This is a genomic window from Klebsiella sp. 10-1 (assembly GCF_009758445.1).
In the GTDB taxonomy this organism is placed as follows: Bacteria; Pseudomonadota; Gammaproteobacteria; order Enterobacterales; family Enterobacteriaceae; genus Klebsiella; species Klebsiella scottii.
The window spans coordinates 64,356-81,718 of sequence record NZ_WQRE01000013.1 but is presented as its reverse complement, the minus strand read 5'-3'; the positions used below and the strand labels follow the sequence as shown (position 1 = coordinate 81,718).

The 17,363-nt window shown below is 58.1% G+C and carries 11 protein-coding genes; 9 read left to right on the top strand and 2 right to left on the bottom strand.

The genetic code is table 11. The features are described 5' to 3' along the window. The 5 genes from GO007_RS27150 to glgP all read left to right on the top strand — a co-directional run. Window positions 1-440, top strand: a 440-nt coding sequence (locus GO007_RS27150) for an alpha amylase C-terminal domain-containing protein (RefSeq protein WP_189339930.1), incomplete at its 5' end; no start/stop codon positions are given. Beyond that, window positions 437-2,413 (top strand): glycogen debranching protein GlgX, encoded by a 1,977-nt coding sequence (glgX, locus tag GO007_RS27145; RefSeq protein ID WP_095105319.1) that lies wholly within the window; start codon window positions 437-439, stop codon window positions 2,411-2,413. The genes GO007_RS27150 and glgX, both read left to right, overlap by 4 nt. Window positions 2,414-2,493: 80 nt before the next feature. Further along, window positions 2,494-3,789 (top strand): glucose-1-phosphate adenylyltransferase, encoded by a 1,296-nt coding sequence (gene glgC, locus GO007_RS27140; RefSeq protein ID WP_095105318.1) that lies wholly within the window; start codon window positions 2,494-2,496, stop codon window positions 3,787-3,789. Next, window positions 3,789-5,222 (top strand): glycogen synthase GlgA, encoded by a 1,434-nt coding sequence (gene glgA, locus GO007_RS27135; protein ID WP_095105317.1) that lies wholly within the window; start codon window positions 3,789-3,791, stop codon window positions 5,220-5,222. Before glgC ends, glgA begins: the two co-directional genes overlap by 1 nt. 17 nt (window positions 5,223-5,239) lie before the next feature. Further along, a complete protein-coding gene (gene glgP / locus GO007_RS27130) occupies window positions 5,240-7,687 on the top strand; it encodes a glycogen phosphorylase (RefSeq protein WP_095105315.1) in 2,448 nt (815 codons plus the stop codon). 116 nt (window positions 7,688-7,803) lie between these two features. Here the strand turns inward: glgP and glpD are convergent, their stop codons facing one another. Continuing rightward, window positions 7,804-9,312, bottom strand: a complete 1,509-nt coding sequence (glpD, locus tag GO007_RS27125) for a glycerol-3-phosphate dehydrogenase (RefSeq protein WP_095105313.1) — start codon at window positions 9,310-9,312, stop codon at window positions 7,804-7,806. Window positions 9,313-9,526: 214 nt separating this feature from the next. Here glpD and glpE point away from each other — a divergent pair, with 214 nt between their 5' ends. The 3 genes from glpE to GO007_RS27110 all read left to right on the top strand — a co-directional run bounded on the left by glpE (window position 9,527) and on the right by GO007_RS27110 (window position 11,637). Beyond that, a complete protein-coding gene (gene glpE, locus GO007_RS27120) occupies window positions 9,527-9,856 on the top strand; it encodes a thiosulfate sulfurtransferase GlpE (protein WP_041143029.1) in 330 nt (109 codons plus the stop codon). 139 nt (window positions 9,857-9,995) lie between these two features. Then, complete coding sequence (gene glpG, locus GO007_RS27115; RefSeq protein WP_095105312.1) at window positions 9,996-10,826, top strand: rhomboid family intramembrane serine protease GlpG; 831 nt, start codon at window positions 9,996-9,998, stop codon at window positions 10,824-10,826. A 52-nt stretch (window positions 10,827-10,878) separates the two neighbouring features. Next, window positions 10,879-11,637: a DeoR/GlpR family transcriptional regulator gene (locus GO007_RS27110; protein ID WP_041143027.1), complete on the top strand. Its 759-nt coding sequence runs from the start codon at window positions 10,879-10,881 to the stop codon at window positions 11,635-11,637. 6 nt (window positions 11,638-11,643) lie between these two features. On the opposite strand, the gene malT is transcribed toward GO007_RS27110, so the two are convergent. Then, complete coding sequence (gene malT / locus GO007_RS27105; protein ID WP_095105311.1) at window positions 11,644-14,349, bottom strand: HTH-type transcriptional regulator MalT; 2,706 nt, start codon at window positions 14,347-14,349, stop codon at window positions 11,644-11,646. 621 nt (window positions 14,350-14,970) lie between these two features. Here malT and malP point away from each other — a divergent pair. Next, window positions 14,971-17,361, top strand: coding sequence for a maltodextrin phosphorylase (gene malP, locus GO007_RS27100; RefSeq protein WP_095105310.1), 2,391 nt, complete (start codon window positions 14,971-14,973; stop codon window positions 17,359-17,361). Window positions 17,362-17,363 lie beyond the last annotated feature (2 nt).

Sequence of the window (17,363 nt, the reverse complement as noted above, 5' to 3'; positions counted from 1 at the left end):
GCCTCGACTGGCATCTGCTGGACGGCGGCGACAACTGGCACCACGGCGTCCAGCGTCTGGTTCGCGATCTGAACCATACCTATCGCCGCCACAAGGCGCTGCACGAGCTTGATTTTGACCGCTACGGTTTTGAATGGCTGGTCGTGGACGATCATGAGCGCTCGGTGTTTGTCTTCGTCCGTCGCGATAAGGCCGGGAATGAGATTATCGTCGTCAGCAACTTCACGCCGGTGCCTCGTCACGGGTATCGCTTCGGGATTAACCAGCCGGGGCGCTGGCGCGAAGAGCTGAATACCGACTCGATGCACTACCACGGCAGCAATACCGGCAACGGGGGAGTGGTGGAAAGCGACGCGATCGCCAGCCACGGCCGCGAGAACTCGCTCTCGCTTACCCTGCCGCCGCTGGCAACCATCTGGCTGGTACGGGAGGCGGAATGACGACGCTTTCGCCAGGAAAGCCCGCTCCGCTGGGCGCAAGCTACGACGGGAAAGGGGTGAACTTTACCCTCTTTTCCGCCCATGCCGAGCGGGTAGAGCTTTGCATATTCGATGAGCAGGGGAATGAGCGACGTTTTGATCTTCCCGCGCGCAGCGGCGATATCTGGCACGGCTGGCTGGCCGGCGTCGGGCCAGGTTTACGTTACGGCTATCGCGTTCACGGCCCGTGGCAGCCCGAGCAGGGGCACCGCTTTAACCCGGCGAAGCTCTTGCTCGATCCCTGCTGCCATCGGGTGGAGGGCGCGCTGCCTGACAATGAGCGTCTTCACGGCGGCGACCGGCAGCCAGATAACCGCGACAGCGCGGCAATAGCGCCGAAGTCGCGGGTCGTCGACCTGCATTACGACTGGCTGGGCGACGTACCGCCGCGCACGCCGTGGGGTCAGACGGTCATTTATGAAGCTCACGTCAAAGGGCTGACCTGGCTGCATCCCGGGCTGCCCGAGGCGATTCGCGGCACCTACCGGGCGCTGGGTCATCCGGTGATGATCGACTATTTCAACACGCTGGGTATTACGGCGCTGGAGCTTATGCCGGTGGCGCAGTTTGCCAGCGAACCGCGCCTGCAGCGAATGGGGTTGAGTAACTACTGGGGCTACAACCCGCTGGCGATTTTCGCCCTCGACCCGCGCTACGCCAGCGAGCCCGAGCGCGCGCTTGACGAATTTCGCGATGCGGTGAAGGCGCTTCACGCCGCAGGTATCGAGGTGATCCTCGATGTGGTGCTGAACCACAGCGCTGAAATCGATCTTGAAGGACCGACCTTCTCCCTGCGCGGAATCGATAACCGTAGCTATTATTGGATAAGAGAAGACGGCGATTACCACAACTGGACCGGCTGCGGGAACACCATCAACCTCAGCCATCCTGGGGTGGTGGAGTATGCCCGCCAGTGCCTGCGTTTCTGGGTGGATGAGTGCCACGTTGATGGCTTCCGCTTCGATCTGGCTTCGGTCATGGGACGGACGCCGGAGTTTCGTCAGGATGCGCCGCTGTTTGAGGCGATCCGCCGCGATCCGCTGCTGGCGGAAGTGAAGCTGATTGCCGAGCCCTGGGATATCGGCGCCGGGGGCTATCAGGTGGGCAATTTCCCGCCGCTTTTTGCCGAGTGGAACGACCATTTCCGCGATGTCGCTCGCCGTTTCTGGCTGCAGCAAAACGCGTCATTGGGAGACTTCGCCCGGCGCTTTGCCGCTTCCAGCGATCTCTTTCAGCGTAGCGGGCGGCAGCCGGCGGCGGCGGTAAATCTGATTACCGCCCATGATGGATTCACCCTGCGCGACTGCGTTTGTTTCAATCAGAAACATAATGAGGCGAACGGTGAGGAGAATCGCGATGGGACTAACAATAACTACAGCAGCAATCATGGTATAGAGGGCTTAGAGGCTACGCTCGACGTGATTGAAAGGCGGCGAGATAGCGTTCACGCCCTGCTGGTGACGCTCCTGCTGTCGCAGGGTACGCCGATGCTGCTGGCGGGTGATGAACACGGCCATAGCCAGCATGGCAACAATAATGCGTACTGTCAGGACAACGCGCTGACCTGGCTTGACTGGGGCAAGGCGAACCGCGGGCTCACCGCGTTCACCGCCGCGCTTATTCATCTACGCCGCCGTATCCCCGCGTTAACCGGCAACCGCTGGTGGCAGGAGGGAGACGGCAGCGTTCGCTGGCTAAACCAACACGCTCAGCCGCTGAGCGCTGATGAGTGGCAGCATGGCGCGATGCGTATGCAAATCCAGCTATCCGAACGCTGGCTGATTACGCTGAACGCCACCCCAGAAGTCACAAATATGGAATTACCTGCGGGGGAATGGCACGCCGTTCTTCCGTTCGCCGGAGAGAACAATCCGGTCATCATGGATGTCTGGCATGGGCCCGCGCACGGAGTGTGCGTATTTCAAAGGTCGTAAGCCCTGAGGCTTCCGGTAAGTTTCGCGGCGGCAACGCGGCGGGAAGGGCAGGAAGGCTGGGATGTAAAAAGGAGTTAATCATGGTTAGGCTAGAAAAGAACGATCCGTTGATGCTGGCGCGTCAGCTGCCCATCAAAACCGTCGCGTTGATTCTTGCGGGTGGTCGCGGTACCCGACTGAAAGATTTAACGATTAAGCGCGCAAAACCGGCCGTCCATTTTGGCGGTAAGTTTCGCATTATCGATTTCGCATTATCTAACTGCATTAACTCAGGTATTCGCCGCATTGGCGTTATCACCCAGTATCAATCGCACACGCTGGTACAGCATATTCAGCGCGGCTGGTCGTTCTTTAGCGAAGAGATGAACGAGTTCGTCGATTTGCTTCCGGCGCAGCAGCGCGTGCATGGGGAAAACTGGTATCGCGGCACCGCGGATGCGGTAACCCAGAACCTCGATATTATTCGTCGCTACAAGGCGGAGTACGTGGTGATCCTCGCCGGCGATCATATCTATAAGCAAGACTACTCGCGCATGCTTATCGATCACGTCGAAAAAGGGGCACGCTGCACCGTGGCCTGTATGCCGGTGCCCATCGAAGAGGCATCCGCTTTCGGCGTGATGGCGGTTGATGAGAGCGACAAGATCATTGAATTTGTCGAAAAACCCGCCGTGCCGCCCGCCATGCCGAGCGATGCAAGCAAATCGCTGGCCAGCATGGGTATCTATGTCTTTGATGCCGATTATCTTTATGAGCTGCTGGCGGAAGATGATAATGATGAAAACTCCAGCCACGACTTCGGCAAAGACATCATTCCGAAGATAACCGAAGCTGGCATGGCTTATGCACATCCTTTCCCACTCTCCTGCGTACAGTCGGACCCCCAGGCCGAACCCTACTGGCGCGATGTGGGGACGCTCGAGGCCTACTGGAAAGCAAACCTCGACCTGGCATCGGTGACGCCGGAGCTGGATATGTACGATCAGAACTGGCCGATTCGCACCCATATGGAGTCGCTGCCGCCGGCTAAATTCGTTCAGGATCGCTCCGGTAGCCACGGCATGACGCTGAACTCGCTGGTTTCCGGCGGCTGTATTATCTCCGGCTCGGTGGTGGTGCAGTCGGTGCTGTTCCCGCGCGTGCGGGTGAACTCATTCTGTAACATTGATTCGGCAGTCTTATTGCCAGAAGTTTGGGTCGGACGCTCGTGCCGCCTGCGCCGCTGCGTGATCGACCGCGCCTGCGTGATTCCGGAAGGCATGGTGATTGGTGAACACGCGGAAGAAGATGCGCGTCGGTTCTACCGCTCAGAGGAAGGTATTGTGCTGGTCACCCGGGAAATGCTGCGGAAGTTGGGGCACTCACAGGAGCGATAATGCAGGTCTTACACGTATGTTCAGAGATGTTCCCGCTGTTAAAAACCGGCGGTCTGGCGGATGTTATTGGCGCGCTGCCTGCGGCACAAATTGCAGAGGGTACCGACACGCGCGTGCTGCTACCCGCGTTTCCTGATATTCGTCGCGGGATAACCGATGCGCAGGTGGTGACGCGCAGAGATACCTTTGCCGGCCGCATTACGCTGCTGTTTGGCCATTTTAACGGCGTGGGTATTTATCTGATTGATGCCCCGCATCTCTACGATCGCCCGGGGAGTCCTTACCACGATACCAACCAGCATGCCTACACCGATAACGTGCTGCGCTTTGCGCTGCTTGGCTGGGTGGGCAGCGAAATGGCCTGCGGGCTGGACCCTTTCTGGCGCCCTGACGTTGTGCATGCCCATGACTGGCATGCGGGCCTGACGCCGGCCTATCTGGCGGCGCGCGGCCACCCGGCGAAATCGGTTTTCACGGTGCACAATCTGGCCTATCAGGGGATGTTCAACTCCTGGCATATGAACGAGATCGAGCTGCCGTGGTCGTTCTATAACATGCACGGCCTTGAGTTCAACGGCCAGCTCTCGTTCCTGAAAGCGGGCCTCTATTATGCCGACCATATTACGGCGGTCAGCCCAACCTACGCCCGGGAGATAACCGAACCGCAGTTTGCTTACGGCATGGAGGGGCTGCTGCGCCAGCGGCAGCACGAGGGGCGCTTATCGGGCATTCTGAACGGCGTAGATTCAAACATCTGGAATCCGCAAAACGATCTGCTGCTGGCCGCGCGCTACGACCGCGATTGTCTTGAAGACAAGGCGGAGAACAAGCGTCAGCTGCAAATTGCGATGGGGCTGAAGGTGGACGACAAGGCGCCGCTGTTTGCCGTTGTCAGCCGCCTGACCAGCCAGAAGGGGCTGGACCTGGTGCTTGAAGCGCTGCCGGGCCTGCTGGAGCAGGGCGGACAGCTGGCGCTGCTCGGCGCCGGCGATCCGGTGCTGCAGGAGGGCTTCCTGGCCGCGGCGGCCGAACATCCTGGCAAAGTGGGCGTCCAGATTGGCTACCATGAGGCCTTCTCGCACCGCATTATGGGCGGCGCCGACGTCATCCTGGTCCCCAGCCGCTTTGAACCGTGCGGCCTGACGCAGCTGTATGGCCTCAAGTACGGCACGCTGCCGCTGGTACGGCGTACCGGCGGCCTGGCGGATACCGTCACCGACAGCTCGTTAGAAAATCTGGCCGATGGCCTGGCCAGCGGATTTGTCTTTGAAGACAGCAATGCCTTGTCGCTACTGCGAGCAATTCGGCGCGCATTCGTTCTGTGGTCGCGCCCTTCGCTCTGGCGTTACGTGCAGCGTCAGGCGATGAATATGGATTTTAGCTGGCAGGTCGCAGCGAGCTCTTATCGCGAACTTTATCAACGCTTGATGTAACCCCAGGAGTCATTGCGATGAATGTACCCTTTAGCTACGCATCACCGACGCTGAGCGTTGAGGCATTAAAGCACTCTATCGCCTACAAGCTGATGTTCATCATCGGCAAGGACCCGGCGATCGCGAATAAACATGAATGGCTTAACGCCACGCTGTTCGCCGTGCGCGACCGGATGGTCGAGCGCTGGCTGCGCTCTAACCGCGCCCAGCTTTCGCAGGAAGTTCGTCAGGTTTACTACCTGTCGATGGAGTTTTTGATTGGCCGCACCCTCTCTAACGCGCTGCTGTCGCTGGGCATCTATGAGGATGTGAACAAAGCGCTGGAAGAGATGGGGCTGAACCTTGAAGAGCTGATTGATGAGGAGAATGACCCGGGGCTGGGCAACGGCGGGCTCGGGCGCCTGGCCGCCTGCTTCCTCGACTCTCTGGCGGCGCTAGGCCTGCCCGGCCGCGGCTACGGCATCCGCTATGACTACGGGATGTTTAAGCAGAATATCGTCGACGGTCGGCAGAAGGAGTCGCCGGACTACTGGCTGGAATACGGCAACCCGTGGGAATTTGAACGCCATAATACGCGCTACAAAGTGCGCTTCGGCGGGCGAATTCAGCAGGAGGGGAAAAACTCCCGCTGGGTGGAAACCGAAGAGATCCTCGCGGAAGCCTACGATCAGATTATCCCGGGCTACGATACCGATGCCACCAATACGCTGCGGCTGTGGAGCGCTCAGGCCAGCAGCGAGATCAATCTGGGTAAATTCAACCAGGGCGACTATTTCGCGGCGGTAGAAGATAAAAACCACTCCGAAAACGTATCGCGCGTGCTCTATCCGGATGACTCCACCTATTCCGGGCGCGAGCTGCGCCTGCGCCAGGAGTATTTCCTCGTCTCCGCGACGGTGCAGGATATCCTTAGCCGCCACTATCAGCTGCATAAAACCTACGCCAACCTGGCCGACAAAATCGCCATCCACCTCAATGACACCCACCCGGTGCTGTCGATTCCGGAACTGATGCGTCTGCTGATTGACGAGCATAAGTTTAGCTGGGATGAGGCGTTTGAAGTGACCTGTCAGGTCTTCTCCTACACCAACCATACCTTGATGAGCGAAGCGCTGGAGACCTGGCCCGTTGATATGCTGGGTAAAATTCTGCCGCGCCATCTGCAGATTATCTTTGAGATTAACGACTACTTCCTCAAGACGCTGCAGGAGCAGTATCCCAACGATACCGCGCTGCTGAGCCGGACGTCGATTATCGACGAGTCCAACGGCCGCCGCGTGCGGATGGCCTGGCTGGCGGTGGTTATTAGCCATAAGGTCAACGGCGTTTCCGAGCTGCACTCCAGGCTGATGGTGGAGTCGCTGTTCGCCGAGTTTGCGCGGATTTTCCCGATGCGCTTCACCAACGTGACCAACGGCGTGACCCCGCGCCGCTGGCTGGCGGTGGCGAATCCGCCGCTGTCGAAGGTGCTGGATGAAAATATCGGCCGCACCTGGCGTACCGATCTGAGCCAGCTGAAGGAGCTGGAGCAGCATATTGATTATCCGACGGTGAACCAGGCGGTGCGCCAGGCGAAGCTGGAGAACAAGCAGCGGCTGGCGAACTATATCGGCCAGCAGCTTAACGTGGTGGTGAACCCGAAGGCGCTGTTCGATGTGCAAATCAAGCGTATCCACGAGTACAAGCGTCAGCTGATGAACGTGCTGCACGTGATTGCGCGCTATAACCGCATCAAGGCCGATCCCGACGCCGAGTGGGTGCCGCGGGTCAATATCTTCGCCGGTAAAGCCGCTTCGGCTTACTACATGGCCAAGCATATTATTCATCTCATTAACGATGTGGCGGCGGTCGTCAACAACGATCCGCAGATCGGCGATAAGCTGAAGATCGTGTTTATCCCTAACTACAGCGTCAGCCTGGCCCAGCTGATTATTCCGGCGGCGGATCTCTCCGAGCAGATCTCGCTGGCGGGAACGGAAGCCTCCGGGACCAGTAACATGAAGTTTGCGCTCAACGGCGCGCTGACGATTGGTACCCTCGACGGGGCTAACGTCGAAATGCTGGAGCACGTGGGCGAGGAGAATATCTTCATCTTCGGCAATACCGCGGAAGAGGTTGAGGCGCTGCGTCGCAGCGGCTACAAACCGCGTGACTACTACGAGCAGGACCCGGAGCTGCACCAGACGCTGACGCAAATCGGTACCGGTCTGTTCAGCCCATCGGAGCCGGGCCGCTATCGCGACCTGCTGGATTCGCTGATTAACTTTGGCGACCACTATCAGGTGCTGGCGGATTATCGTAGCTACGTCGATTGCCAGGATAAGGTGGATGAGCTGTATCGTCACCCGGAGGAGTGGGCCACCAAAGCGATGCTCAACATCGCCAATATGGGCTACTTCTCTTCCGACCGCACGATTCAGGAATACGCCGACCATATCTGGCATATCGATCCGGTGCGCCTGTAACCGCCGTTACGCCATAAAAAACGGGGCCTGATGGCCCCGTTTTTTTATCCTTCTTATTCCCTCAGACCGCGCTTTTCGATGCGGTTACCGGCCGGCGAGAACCCCGTCGGGGACGCCTACGAGGCCAGAGAGAGCTCAGACTTTCCCACGTGCTGCGCCAGCCATTCGCTAACGCGCGCCTGCTGTTCTGCGCTGAGCCACATGCCCTGTTTGGTACGACGCCAGATTGCGTCATCCAGGCTGCGAACCCACTCATGTTCCACGAGGTATTTCAGCTCGGCTTCATAAAACTCGTGGCCAAAATCTTCTCCCAGGTCGGCAAGCGATGCCGCCTCGCCGAGCACCCACTCGCTGTTGCTGCCGTACGTCCGGGCGTAGTGGCGCGCCATTGATTCGCTGATAAACGCGAAGCGGCGGCGCAGTTTGGCGGCGTAGTCGTCGCGATCGCCGTCGATATCGCCCCCGGGCAGAACGGCGGTTTTGGTCCATGCCGGGCCGATGCCTTTGTAGTACGGCGTCAGTTTTTCCAGCGCGTGCTCTGCCAGCTTGCGGTAGGTCGTGAGCTTGCCGCCAAAGACCGACAGCAGCGGCGCCTGGCCGTTTTCGTCATGGATATCGAGCGTGTAGTCGCGGGTGATCGCCTGCGGTGAATCCGATTCATCGTCGCACAGCGGGCGGACGCCGGAGTAGGTCCAGACGATATCGTCGCGGGACAGCGTCTTTTTAAAGTGCGCGTTGTAGGCGTTCAGCAGGTAGCTAATCTCTTTGTCATCAATCGCCACTTTCTGCGGATCGCCGTTGTATTCCACGTCGGTGGTACCGATTATCGAGAACTCGTCCATCCACGGGATCACAAACACGATCCGCTTGTCTTCGTTTTGCAGAATGTAGGCCTGCTTCTGGGTATGCACGCGCGGTACCACGATGTGGCTGCCTTTAATCAGGCGGATACCGTAAGGGGAGCGCAGGTGCATGCCTTCGTCAAAGAAGTGTTTGACCCACGGGCCGGTGGCGTTCACCAGGCCCCGCGCCTGCCAGGTAAACTTCTCGCCGCTATCGATATCTTCCGCTTCGACAATCCACAGCCCGTTTTCGCGTCTGGCGGAGATGGCCCGGGTGCGGGTACGAACTTCACCGCCCTTGCGCACCACCATCTGCGCGTTCGCCAGCACCAGCCGCGCATCGTCTACCCAGCAGTCGGAATATTCGAAACCGCGCACGATTTCAGGTTTTAGTACCGATTCTGCGCCAAATCGCAAGCCGGTTGAGCTGGGTAAACTGGTGCGTTTTCCCAGATGATCGTACATAAACAGACCAATGCGGATCATCCACGCCGGGCGCAGATGCGGGCGGTGCGGCAGGCGGAAGCGCATCGGGAAGGCGAGATGCGGCGCCATTTTTAGCAGCACTTCACGCTCGGCCAGCGCTTCGCTGACCAGGCGGAATTCGTAGTGTTCAAGGTAGCGCAGCCCGCCGTGAATCAGCTTTGAGCTGGCGCTGGAGGTGGCGCAGGCGAGATCGCGCGCTTCCAGCATCAGTACGGATAAACCACGCCCGGCGGCGTCTGCCGCGATACCGGCACCGTTGATGCCTCCCCCTATCACAATCAGATCTTTGGTTTCCACGTTCGCTACCTCTGGCACTTTCGTTTAAGCTCATAAATGTTCGATATCGCTCAATATAGCAAACAAACGCGCCATTGGTAACATCAAAAAAACATTTCAGAGTGATGCATGTAACATATTGGCGTTTATTTCCCGTCTGACGGTACACTAGACAGTAGAATCATGGCCGGTAACCAGCCTGCTATATCACCCCGCAATAAAGAGACAAGAGCACATGGATCACTTTGAATGTATCAACGTAGAAGAGGCGCATCAGAAGCTGCAGCAGGCGATGGCGGTACTGGTGGACATCCGTGACCCGCAAAGCTATGCGATGGGCCACACTCCGGGTGCGTTTCATCTGACCAACGATACGCTGGGCGCGTTTATGCGTGATAACGACTTTGAGACGGCGGTGATGGTGATGTGCTACCACGGAAATAGCAGTAAGGGCGCCGCGCAGTATCTGCTGCAGCAGGGCTATGACAAAGTCTACAGCGTGGACGGCGGCTTCGATGCCTGGCATCGTCACTTCCCGGCCGAAGTGGCTCACGGAACGCTCTGAGCCGTTACCGTATACGCTTGATGCTTCAAACGGCCGCCGCGCCGGGCACCGATGCTCGCCCGCGGCTGCCGTCGCCACGCACCTTGAATGATTTTGCGTATATACTGTCCCCCTTTGTGTGGAATAAGCGACCCGCTGCATGTTAATGATTACCTCTTTTGCTAACCCGCGCGTGGCCCAGGCGTTTGTCGACTATATGGCGACCCAGGGCGTTATCCTGACGATTCAGCAGCACAGCCAGAGCGACGTCTGGCTGGCGGACGAAAGCCAGGCTGCGCGGGTTCAGGCCGAACTGACTCGCTTTCTCGAAAACCCCGCCGACCCGCGCTATCTGGCGGCAAGCTGGCAATCGGGACAAACCAACAGCGGGCTGCACTACCAGCGCTTTCCCTTCTTCGCGACCCTGCGCCACAACGCCGGGCCCTTTACGTGGGCGGTTCTCGTGCTCTGCGTGCTGGTCTTTGTGCTGCAAAATGTCCTTGGCGACCAGCCGGTTATGCTGCTGCTGGCCTGGCCGTACGATCCCTCACTGAAGTTTGAGGTCTGGCGCTACTTTAGCCATGCGTTGATGCACTTCTCGCTGATGCACATTCTGTTTAACCTGCTATGGTGGTGGTACCTCGGCGGCGCGGTTGAAAAACGGATTGGCAGCGGCAAGCTGGTGGTGATCGCCGTCATCAGCGCGCTGCTGAGCGGATTTGTTCAACATCAGTTTAGCGGCCCCTGGTTTGGCGGCTTATCCGGCGTGGTGTATGCGCTGATGGGCTACGTCTGGCTGCGGGGAGAGCGGGATCCGCAGAGCGGCGTTTATTTACAGCGCGGCTTGATACTCTTCTCCTTAGTATGGTTAATTGCTGGATGGTTTGATGTTTTTGGCATGTCGATTGCGAACGGCGCGCACGTAGCCGGCCTGGCGACCGGACTGGCGATGGCGTTTGTTGATACTCAGCATGTGCGAAAACGAACATAGAGACTCCCCCGTCATCCATGATAAGCGAGTCAAATTTTCCCAGGGATATTGCATGAAACAAACACAACGTCATGACGCTATTATCGAGCTGGTAAAAAAACAGGGATATGTCAGTACGGAGGAGCTGGTTGAGCAATTTTCCGTCAGCCCGCAGACCATTCGTCGTGACCTGAACGATCTCGCCGAACAAAAAATGATCCTGCGCCATCACGGCGGCGCCGCGCTGCCGTCCAGTTCGGTTAACACCTCCTGGCACGACAGGAAGGCGACCCAAACGCAGGAAAAAGAGCGTATTGCCCGCAAGGTTGCCAGCCAGATCCCCGACGGGGCGACGCTGTTTATCGATATCGGTACGACGCCAGAAGCGGTGGCGCACGCGCTGCTGGAGCACAACGATCTGCGCATCGTCACCAACAACCTCAACGTTGCGAATACGCTAATGGTGAAGGACGACTTCCGCATTATTCTGGCGGGCGGCGAACTGCGCAGCCGGGACGGCGGGATTATCGGCGAAGCGACGCTGGATTTTATCTCCCAGTTCCGCCTTGATTTTGGCATTCTCGGCATCAGCGGCGTCGATAGCGACGGCTCGCTGCTGGAGTTTGATTATCATGAAGTCCGCACCAAGCGCGCGATTATTGAAAACTCGCGCCACGTGATGCTGGTGGTGGATCATTCGAAATTCGGCCGTAACGCGATGGTGAATATGGGCAGCATCAGCATGGTTGATGCGGTTTATACTGACGTGATGCCGCCGGCGGGCGTACTGAAGGTTATTAAGGACAATAACCTTCAGCTGGAGCTGTGCTAAACGGCGTCAGACGCCGTATCCCATCATTTTAAGCAACCGCTGGGCGTGCTGAACGGCATCCTGGCGGTGCGCGACTCCGAGCTTCTGATACAGATTGCGAATGTGCGTTTTAATGGTCGTTGCCGCGACGTCAAGCTCGCCGGCGATCTGCTCGTTGCTATAGCCGGAATAGATCAGGCCGAGCACCTGCCATTCGCGCTGGGTGAGCGGGCTGGTGCGGATAAGCTCCGGGACTTCCGGGTGGTTGAGCAGTCGTTCGACAAAGCCTTCATCGAAGTGGGCGAACTTGTGGCGATGGTGCTGGTTGATATCGCGCAGAATGCGCTGAGCGCGATGCTGCTCCAGCTCCGGCAGCGTATTGAGCTGAATAAGCTGGCGCAGCTGCTGGGCCATAGCCTCGCCTTCGATAACAAAGTGATTGATAAATCCGGTGCGGTTGGCGAGCGTGAGCGCTTCCAGCAGGACTTTTTGCGCCTCGCTCTTACGTCCCGCCTGCCAGTAGAGCTGGTTGAGCAGCAGCAGGTTGCGGTTAATATCGCTCATCAGGCGCAGCGAACGCGCGTTTTCATTGAGCTCTTCCAGCACCATTTCGGCGGAATCGAAATCACCGAGCAGGATTTGCGCTCTGGCGATGTTGCGCCACTGGCTCTGCAGGAAGTGGTTATTGGCAAACTCGGGCTTCGGCGTCTGGCGCAGCCAGTTGGCCGCCGAGGCTTTATCGCCGATCATCTGCCAGTAGATCACCCGCACCTTGTCGGCATTTGACACCCAGTCGCTGTGATAGTGGCCGTTGCCGAGCAGGTTTTCCAGCCGGTTCAGGTGGCTGCGGGCATTATCTAAATCCCCGCGCGCCAGCGAGCACTGCACCATTAACGCCAGGCACTGAAGCTGCTGCTGCGGTTGATAGGTTGAAAGAACGTCCATCCCGCCGCGCGCAGAGGCCTCGGCTTCGTCCAGCCGCGCCCAGGCCCACAGCAGCTGGGCGCGAATGCGCAGCAGGAATTCGTGCATCGGCAGCTGTTCGAGGTGCTGGTCGCGGATGAGCTGGAAGGCTTTCTCCTGAATTTCCCACGCCGCCTGCAGGAAACCCTGGGCAAACAGGATTTCACTTTGCTGGATCATGCTCCACAGGGCGTAGTGCCAGATATCGTGGCGGCGAGCCATCTGCTCCGTCTGCTGCATCACCGCCAGCGATTTGCTCAGCTGGCCCTTGCAGTGCAGAACTTCGCCGTGCACCGAGGTGGCGACAATGCGGCTGTAGTAGCTTGCCAGCGGCAGCTCTTCTAATGCCACCATCGCCAGACGTTCGGCTTCGTCCTGATCGCCGGCATTAATGGCGACCTGCGCGCGCAGGGCGTTAAAGTCGCCATGCATGGCGATATCCATCTCCGCGTCCATCTCCTGCTCAGCGCGGGCCAGCAGGGTGTTAACTTCGCTGTAGCGGTGCTGGCTTTGCATCAGCCAGGCCTGCAGCAGGATCAGCCGCGGGTTTTCCAGCAGGTTTGACCACGGCAGCGCCGCCAGCGACTGTTCGAGCAGCCCCAGCTCGCTGTGGTTGAACATGCCCCAGGCGTGATTAAGTAAAATATCGCGCAGCATTTTGGCATCGCCGGCCGCCAGCGCGTGGTGAATCGCTTCGCTGGGGAAGCCCTGCGCCATCCAGCCTTCTGCCGCACAGCGGTGAATTTCGGGCAGCTCGGTCGCCAGCTCCCACTGACAGCGCTGGCGCAGGAAGTTGCCGAACAGCGGATGGTAGCGGAACCACTCGCCGGAATCGTCCATGCGCTGCATGAACAGCCCCTGGCGTTCAATCTCCTCCAGCTGCATCTGGCCGTTTTCTTCACCGGTAACGCGAACGATAAGCGCATCGTTCATCGAACGCAGCAGCGAGCTTTTTAGCAGCACGCTGCGGGTGCGCGCGTCAACGTTGTCCAGCACCTCATCCACGAGGTAGTCGGAAAGGTGGCTGGCGTTAATCCCGGCGAGGCGGCGGGCGGAGTGCTGGGCGGAGGAGTTGTTCTGGCGCGCAGAGAGGGCGATAAGCTGGAGGGCCGTTGCCCAACCGGCGACGTCGTCGCAGAGCCTGCTGCTATCTTCAGCCTCAATAGGCGAGGCGAGGCGGCAGTCGAAAAACTGTTTTGCTTCCTGATGGGTAAACGCCAGCTGCTGGCTGCCAATTTCCAGCAGCTGATCGCGCACGCGCAGGTTGGCAATACCCAGCTGCGGCAGGTTACGCGACAGGACCACCAGCGTCAGGTTTTCCGGCTGGTGGCGCAGGAAGAAGCGCATGGCATCGTGGATCACCGGATTATTGATCAGATGGTAATCGTCAATGACGAGGAATAGCGGACGCTGCCACTCGGCAAGCTCGATGAACAGCTGCGCGAACAGCGAGGGCAGGCTGGCATACTGGCGCTTTTGCACCATCGTTTCGCTGGCCACGCAGTGGCCCCCGGTCGCCTGTTGAATAGAGGCGATCAGATAGCTGGCAAAGCGCTCCTGCTGGTTATCGCCTTCATCCAGCGAGAACCACCCGAGCTCATTTTTTCCTGCCGCCCACTGGGAAATGAGCGTGGTCTTGCCGTACCCTGCGGGGCTGGTGACCAGCGCGAGACGATAATTGTTCGCGCCGGAAAGTTTCGCCAGCAATCGTTCGCGAACCACGGTGTGTTCAAGGCGGACTGGGCGACTTAATTTAGACGGAATCAACATAGTTCAACATTTCGCTGTGCAAGAGAGGGGTGCGATTTTTTTTGCGCTTCGTAATTAATACCTAATAAGGTCGGCGATAATGAAAGTTATTGCAAGTTATGTCCGAATTTTATGCTCTTGAATTTGCACCATGTCACAAATTCTCAATTAGATCGTCAACATCCTAAAACCGGTACCAGTGTGCATGCCGTCTGGGTTTTCCTCACTTTCGCCTGCCAGGAAATCACTTTTATTCCCATTTTTTGTAGTTGTTTGTTTTTATTAAGTTAATGTCAGTTAATTCTGATAAGTAATCTCTTTGACGTATTTACATCATCAAACATGTTTATTTTGCTGCAGGCCTAATTGTTATTTACAGATAATTAGCAGGGCCTTTTTTATTCATCCGTGCGGTATTGGCCTGTAACAAATCTGTTAGCACGGTAATTGAACGGTATATTGTTTCGAAGCGGTGAATTTTGCAGCATCTTTTTAGCGGGAGGCTACCGTTATAGTGGCAGCGATCACACTTTTCGCTCATCCCTGCTACTCCTCCCTGGCTAATCCCTGCCGGGATGAGGACGTTATCCCGGCAGGTCGGCACACTAACGCTAACGTTTTAGTAAAGGACCCGGATTTCTTATGTCACAGACTTCTTTTAACAAAGATCGGTTTCAGGCTGCACTGACGCGTCAGTGGCAGCATTTTGGCCTACAGTCCGCTTCTGAGATGACCCAGCGTCAGTGGTGGCGTGCCGTGAGCGGCGCGTTAGCCGAGCTGCTGGCTGCTCAACCGGCAGCGAGGCCTGCGGAAGGTCAACGCCACGTTAACTACATTTCGATGGAGTTCTTGATTGGTCGTCTGACCGGCAACAACCTGCTTAATCTTGGCTGGTATCAAGGGGTGAGCGACGAGCTGAAGGCGCATGACGTTCACCTGACTGACCTGCTGGAAGAGGAGATCGATCCGGGCCTCGGCAACGGCGGTCTGGGTCGTCTGGCGGCGTGCTTCCTTGATTCAATGGCCACCGTCGGCCAGTCGGCAACCGGCTATGGTCTGAACTATCAGTACGGTCTGTTCCGTCAGTCTTTCGACGACGGCCAGCAGGCGGAAGCGCCGGATGACTGGGGACGCAGCAGCTATCCGTGGTTCCGCCACAACGAGCAGCTCGACGTGCAGGTAGGGTTAGGCGGCAAGGTCTCGAAAAACGGGCTTTGGCAGCCGGCGTTCGTGATTACCGGTGAAGCCTGGGATCTGCCGGTGCTGGGCTATCGCAACAACGTCGCGCAGCCGCTGCGCCTGTGGCAGGCTAAGCACGCGCATCCCTTCAACCTGACCAAATTTAACGACGGCGATTTCCTGCGCGCCGAGCAGCAGGGCATTGACGCGGAAAAGCTGACCAAAGTGCTCTATCCGAACGACAACCACCAGGCCGGGAAAAAGCTGCGCCTGATGCAGCAGTACTTCCAGTGCGCCTGCTCGGTTGCCGATATTCTGCGTCGCCATCACCTGGCGGGCCGTAAGCTGGCCGAGCTGGCGGATTATGAAGTCATTCAGCTGAACGATACCCACCCGACGATTGCGATCCCTGAACTGCTGCGGGTGCTGATCGACGAGCACCAGCTGAGCTGGGACGACGCGTGGGCAATCACCAGTAAAACCTTCGCCTATACCAACCACACGCTGATGCCTGAAGCGCTGGAGTGCTGGGACGAGAAGCTGGTCAAAGCGCTGCTGCCGCGCCATATGCAGATTATCAAAGAGATTAACGCCCGCTTTAAGACGCTGGTGGAGAAAACCTGGCCGGGCGACGAGCAGGTATGGGCTAAGCTGGCGGTGGTGCATGACAAGCAGGTTCGCATGGCGAACATGTGCGTGGTCAGCGGTTTTGCGGTAAACGGCGTGGCCGCGCTGCACTCCGAACTGGTGGTGAAGGATCTGTTCCCGGAATATCACCAGCTGTGGCCGAATAAGTTCCACAACGTGACCAACGGCATCACGCCGCGCCGCTGGATTAAACAGTGCAACCCGGCCCTGGCCGCGCTGCTCGATAAATCGCTGAAAAAAGAGTGGGCGAACGATCTCGACCAGCTGATTAACCTGGAAAAGTACGCCGATGATGCGGCGTTCCGCCAGAGCTATCGCGAGATTAAGCAGGCCAACAAGGTTCGCCTCGCCGAGTTTGTGAAGGCGCGTACCGGGATCGACATTAACCCGCAGGCGATTTTTGATATCCAGATTAAGCGCCTGCATGAGTACAAACGTCAGCACCTCAACCTGCTGAATATCCTGGCGCAGTATAAAGAGATTCGCGAAAACCCGCAGGCCGACCGCGTACCGCGCGTGTTCCTGTTCGGCGCGAAGGCGGCGCCGGGCTACTATCTGGCGAAGAATATCATTTTCGCGATCAACAAGGTGGCGCAGGCCGTCAATAGCGATCCGCTGGTGGGCGATAAGCTGAAGGTGGTCTTCCTGCCGGACTACTGCGTGTCGGCCGCGGAAATGCTGATCCCGGCGGCGGACATCTCTGAACAGATCTCGACGGCGGGTAAAGAAGCCTCCGGTACCGGCAACATGAAGCTGGCGCTGAACGGCGCGCTGACCGTCGGCACGCTGGACGGCGCGAACGTTGAAATCGCCGAGCAGGTGGGCGAGGAGAACATCTTTATCTTCGGTAATACCGTGGAAGAAGTTAAGGCGCTGAAGGCCAAAGGCTACGATCCGCTGAAATGGCGTAAGAAAGATAAGCTGCTGGACGCGGTGCTGAAAGAGCTGGAAAGCGGTAAGTACAGCGACGGTGATAAGCACGCGTTTGACCAGATGCTGCATAGCCTGCTCAAAGGCGGCGACCCGTACCTGGTGCTGGCGGACTTCGCGGCCTATGTTGCCGCGCAGAAGCAGGTGGATGAGCTGTACCGTGACCAGGATGCCTGGACCCGGGCAACGATTCTGAATACCGCCCGCTGCGGAATGTTCAGTTCCGATCGCTCAATTCGCGATTATCAGCAACGTATCTGGCAGGCAAAACGCTAAGG

Bases quoted from the DNA above. Each gene is read 5' to 3' on its own strand.
- glgX (WP_095105319.1), top strand. From the start codon at position 437: ATGACGACGCTTTCGCCAGGAAAGCCCGCTCCGCTGGGCGCAAGCTAC.
- glgC (WP_095105318.1), top strand. From the start codon at position 2,494: ATGGTTAGGCTAGAAAAGAACGATCCGTTGATGCTGGCGCGTCAGCTG.
- glgA (WP_095105317.1), top strand. From the start codon at position 3,789: ATGCAGGTCTTACACGTATGTTCAGAGATGTTCCCGCTGTTAAAAACC.
- glgP (WP_095105315.1), top strand. From the start codon at position 5,240: ATGAATGTACCCTTTAGCTACGCATCACCGACGCTGAGCGTTGAGGCA.
- glpE (WP_041143029.1), top strand. From the start codon at position 9,527: ATGGATCACTTTGAATGTATCAACGTAGAAGAGGCGCATCAGAAGCTG.
- glpG (WP_095105312.1), top strand. From the start codon at position 9,996: ATGTTAATGATTACCTCTTTTGCTAACCCGCGCGTGGCCCAGGCGTTT.
- GO007_RS27110 (WP_041143027.1), top strand. From the start codon at position 10,879: ATGAAACAAACACAACGTCATGACGCTATTATCGAGCTGGTAAAAAAA.
- malT (WP_095105311.1), bottom strand. From the start codon at position 14,349: ATGTTGATTCCGTCTAAATTAAGTCGCCCAGTCCGCCTTGAACACACC.
- malP (WP_095105310.1), top strand. From the start codon at position 14,971: ATGTCACAGACTTCTTTTAACAAAGATCGGTTTCAGGCTGCACTGACG.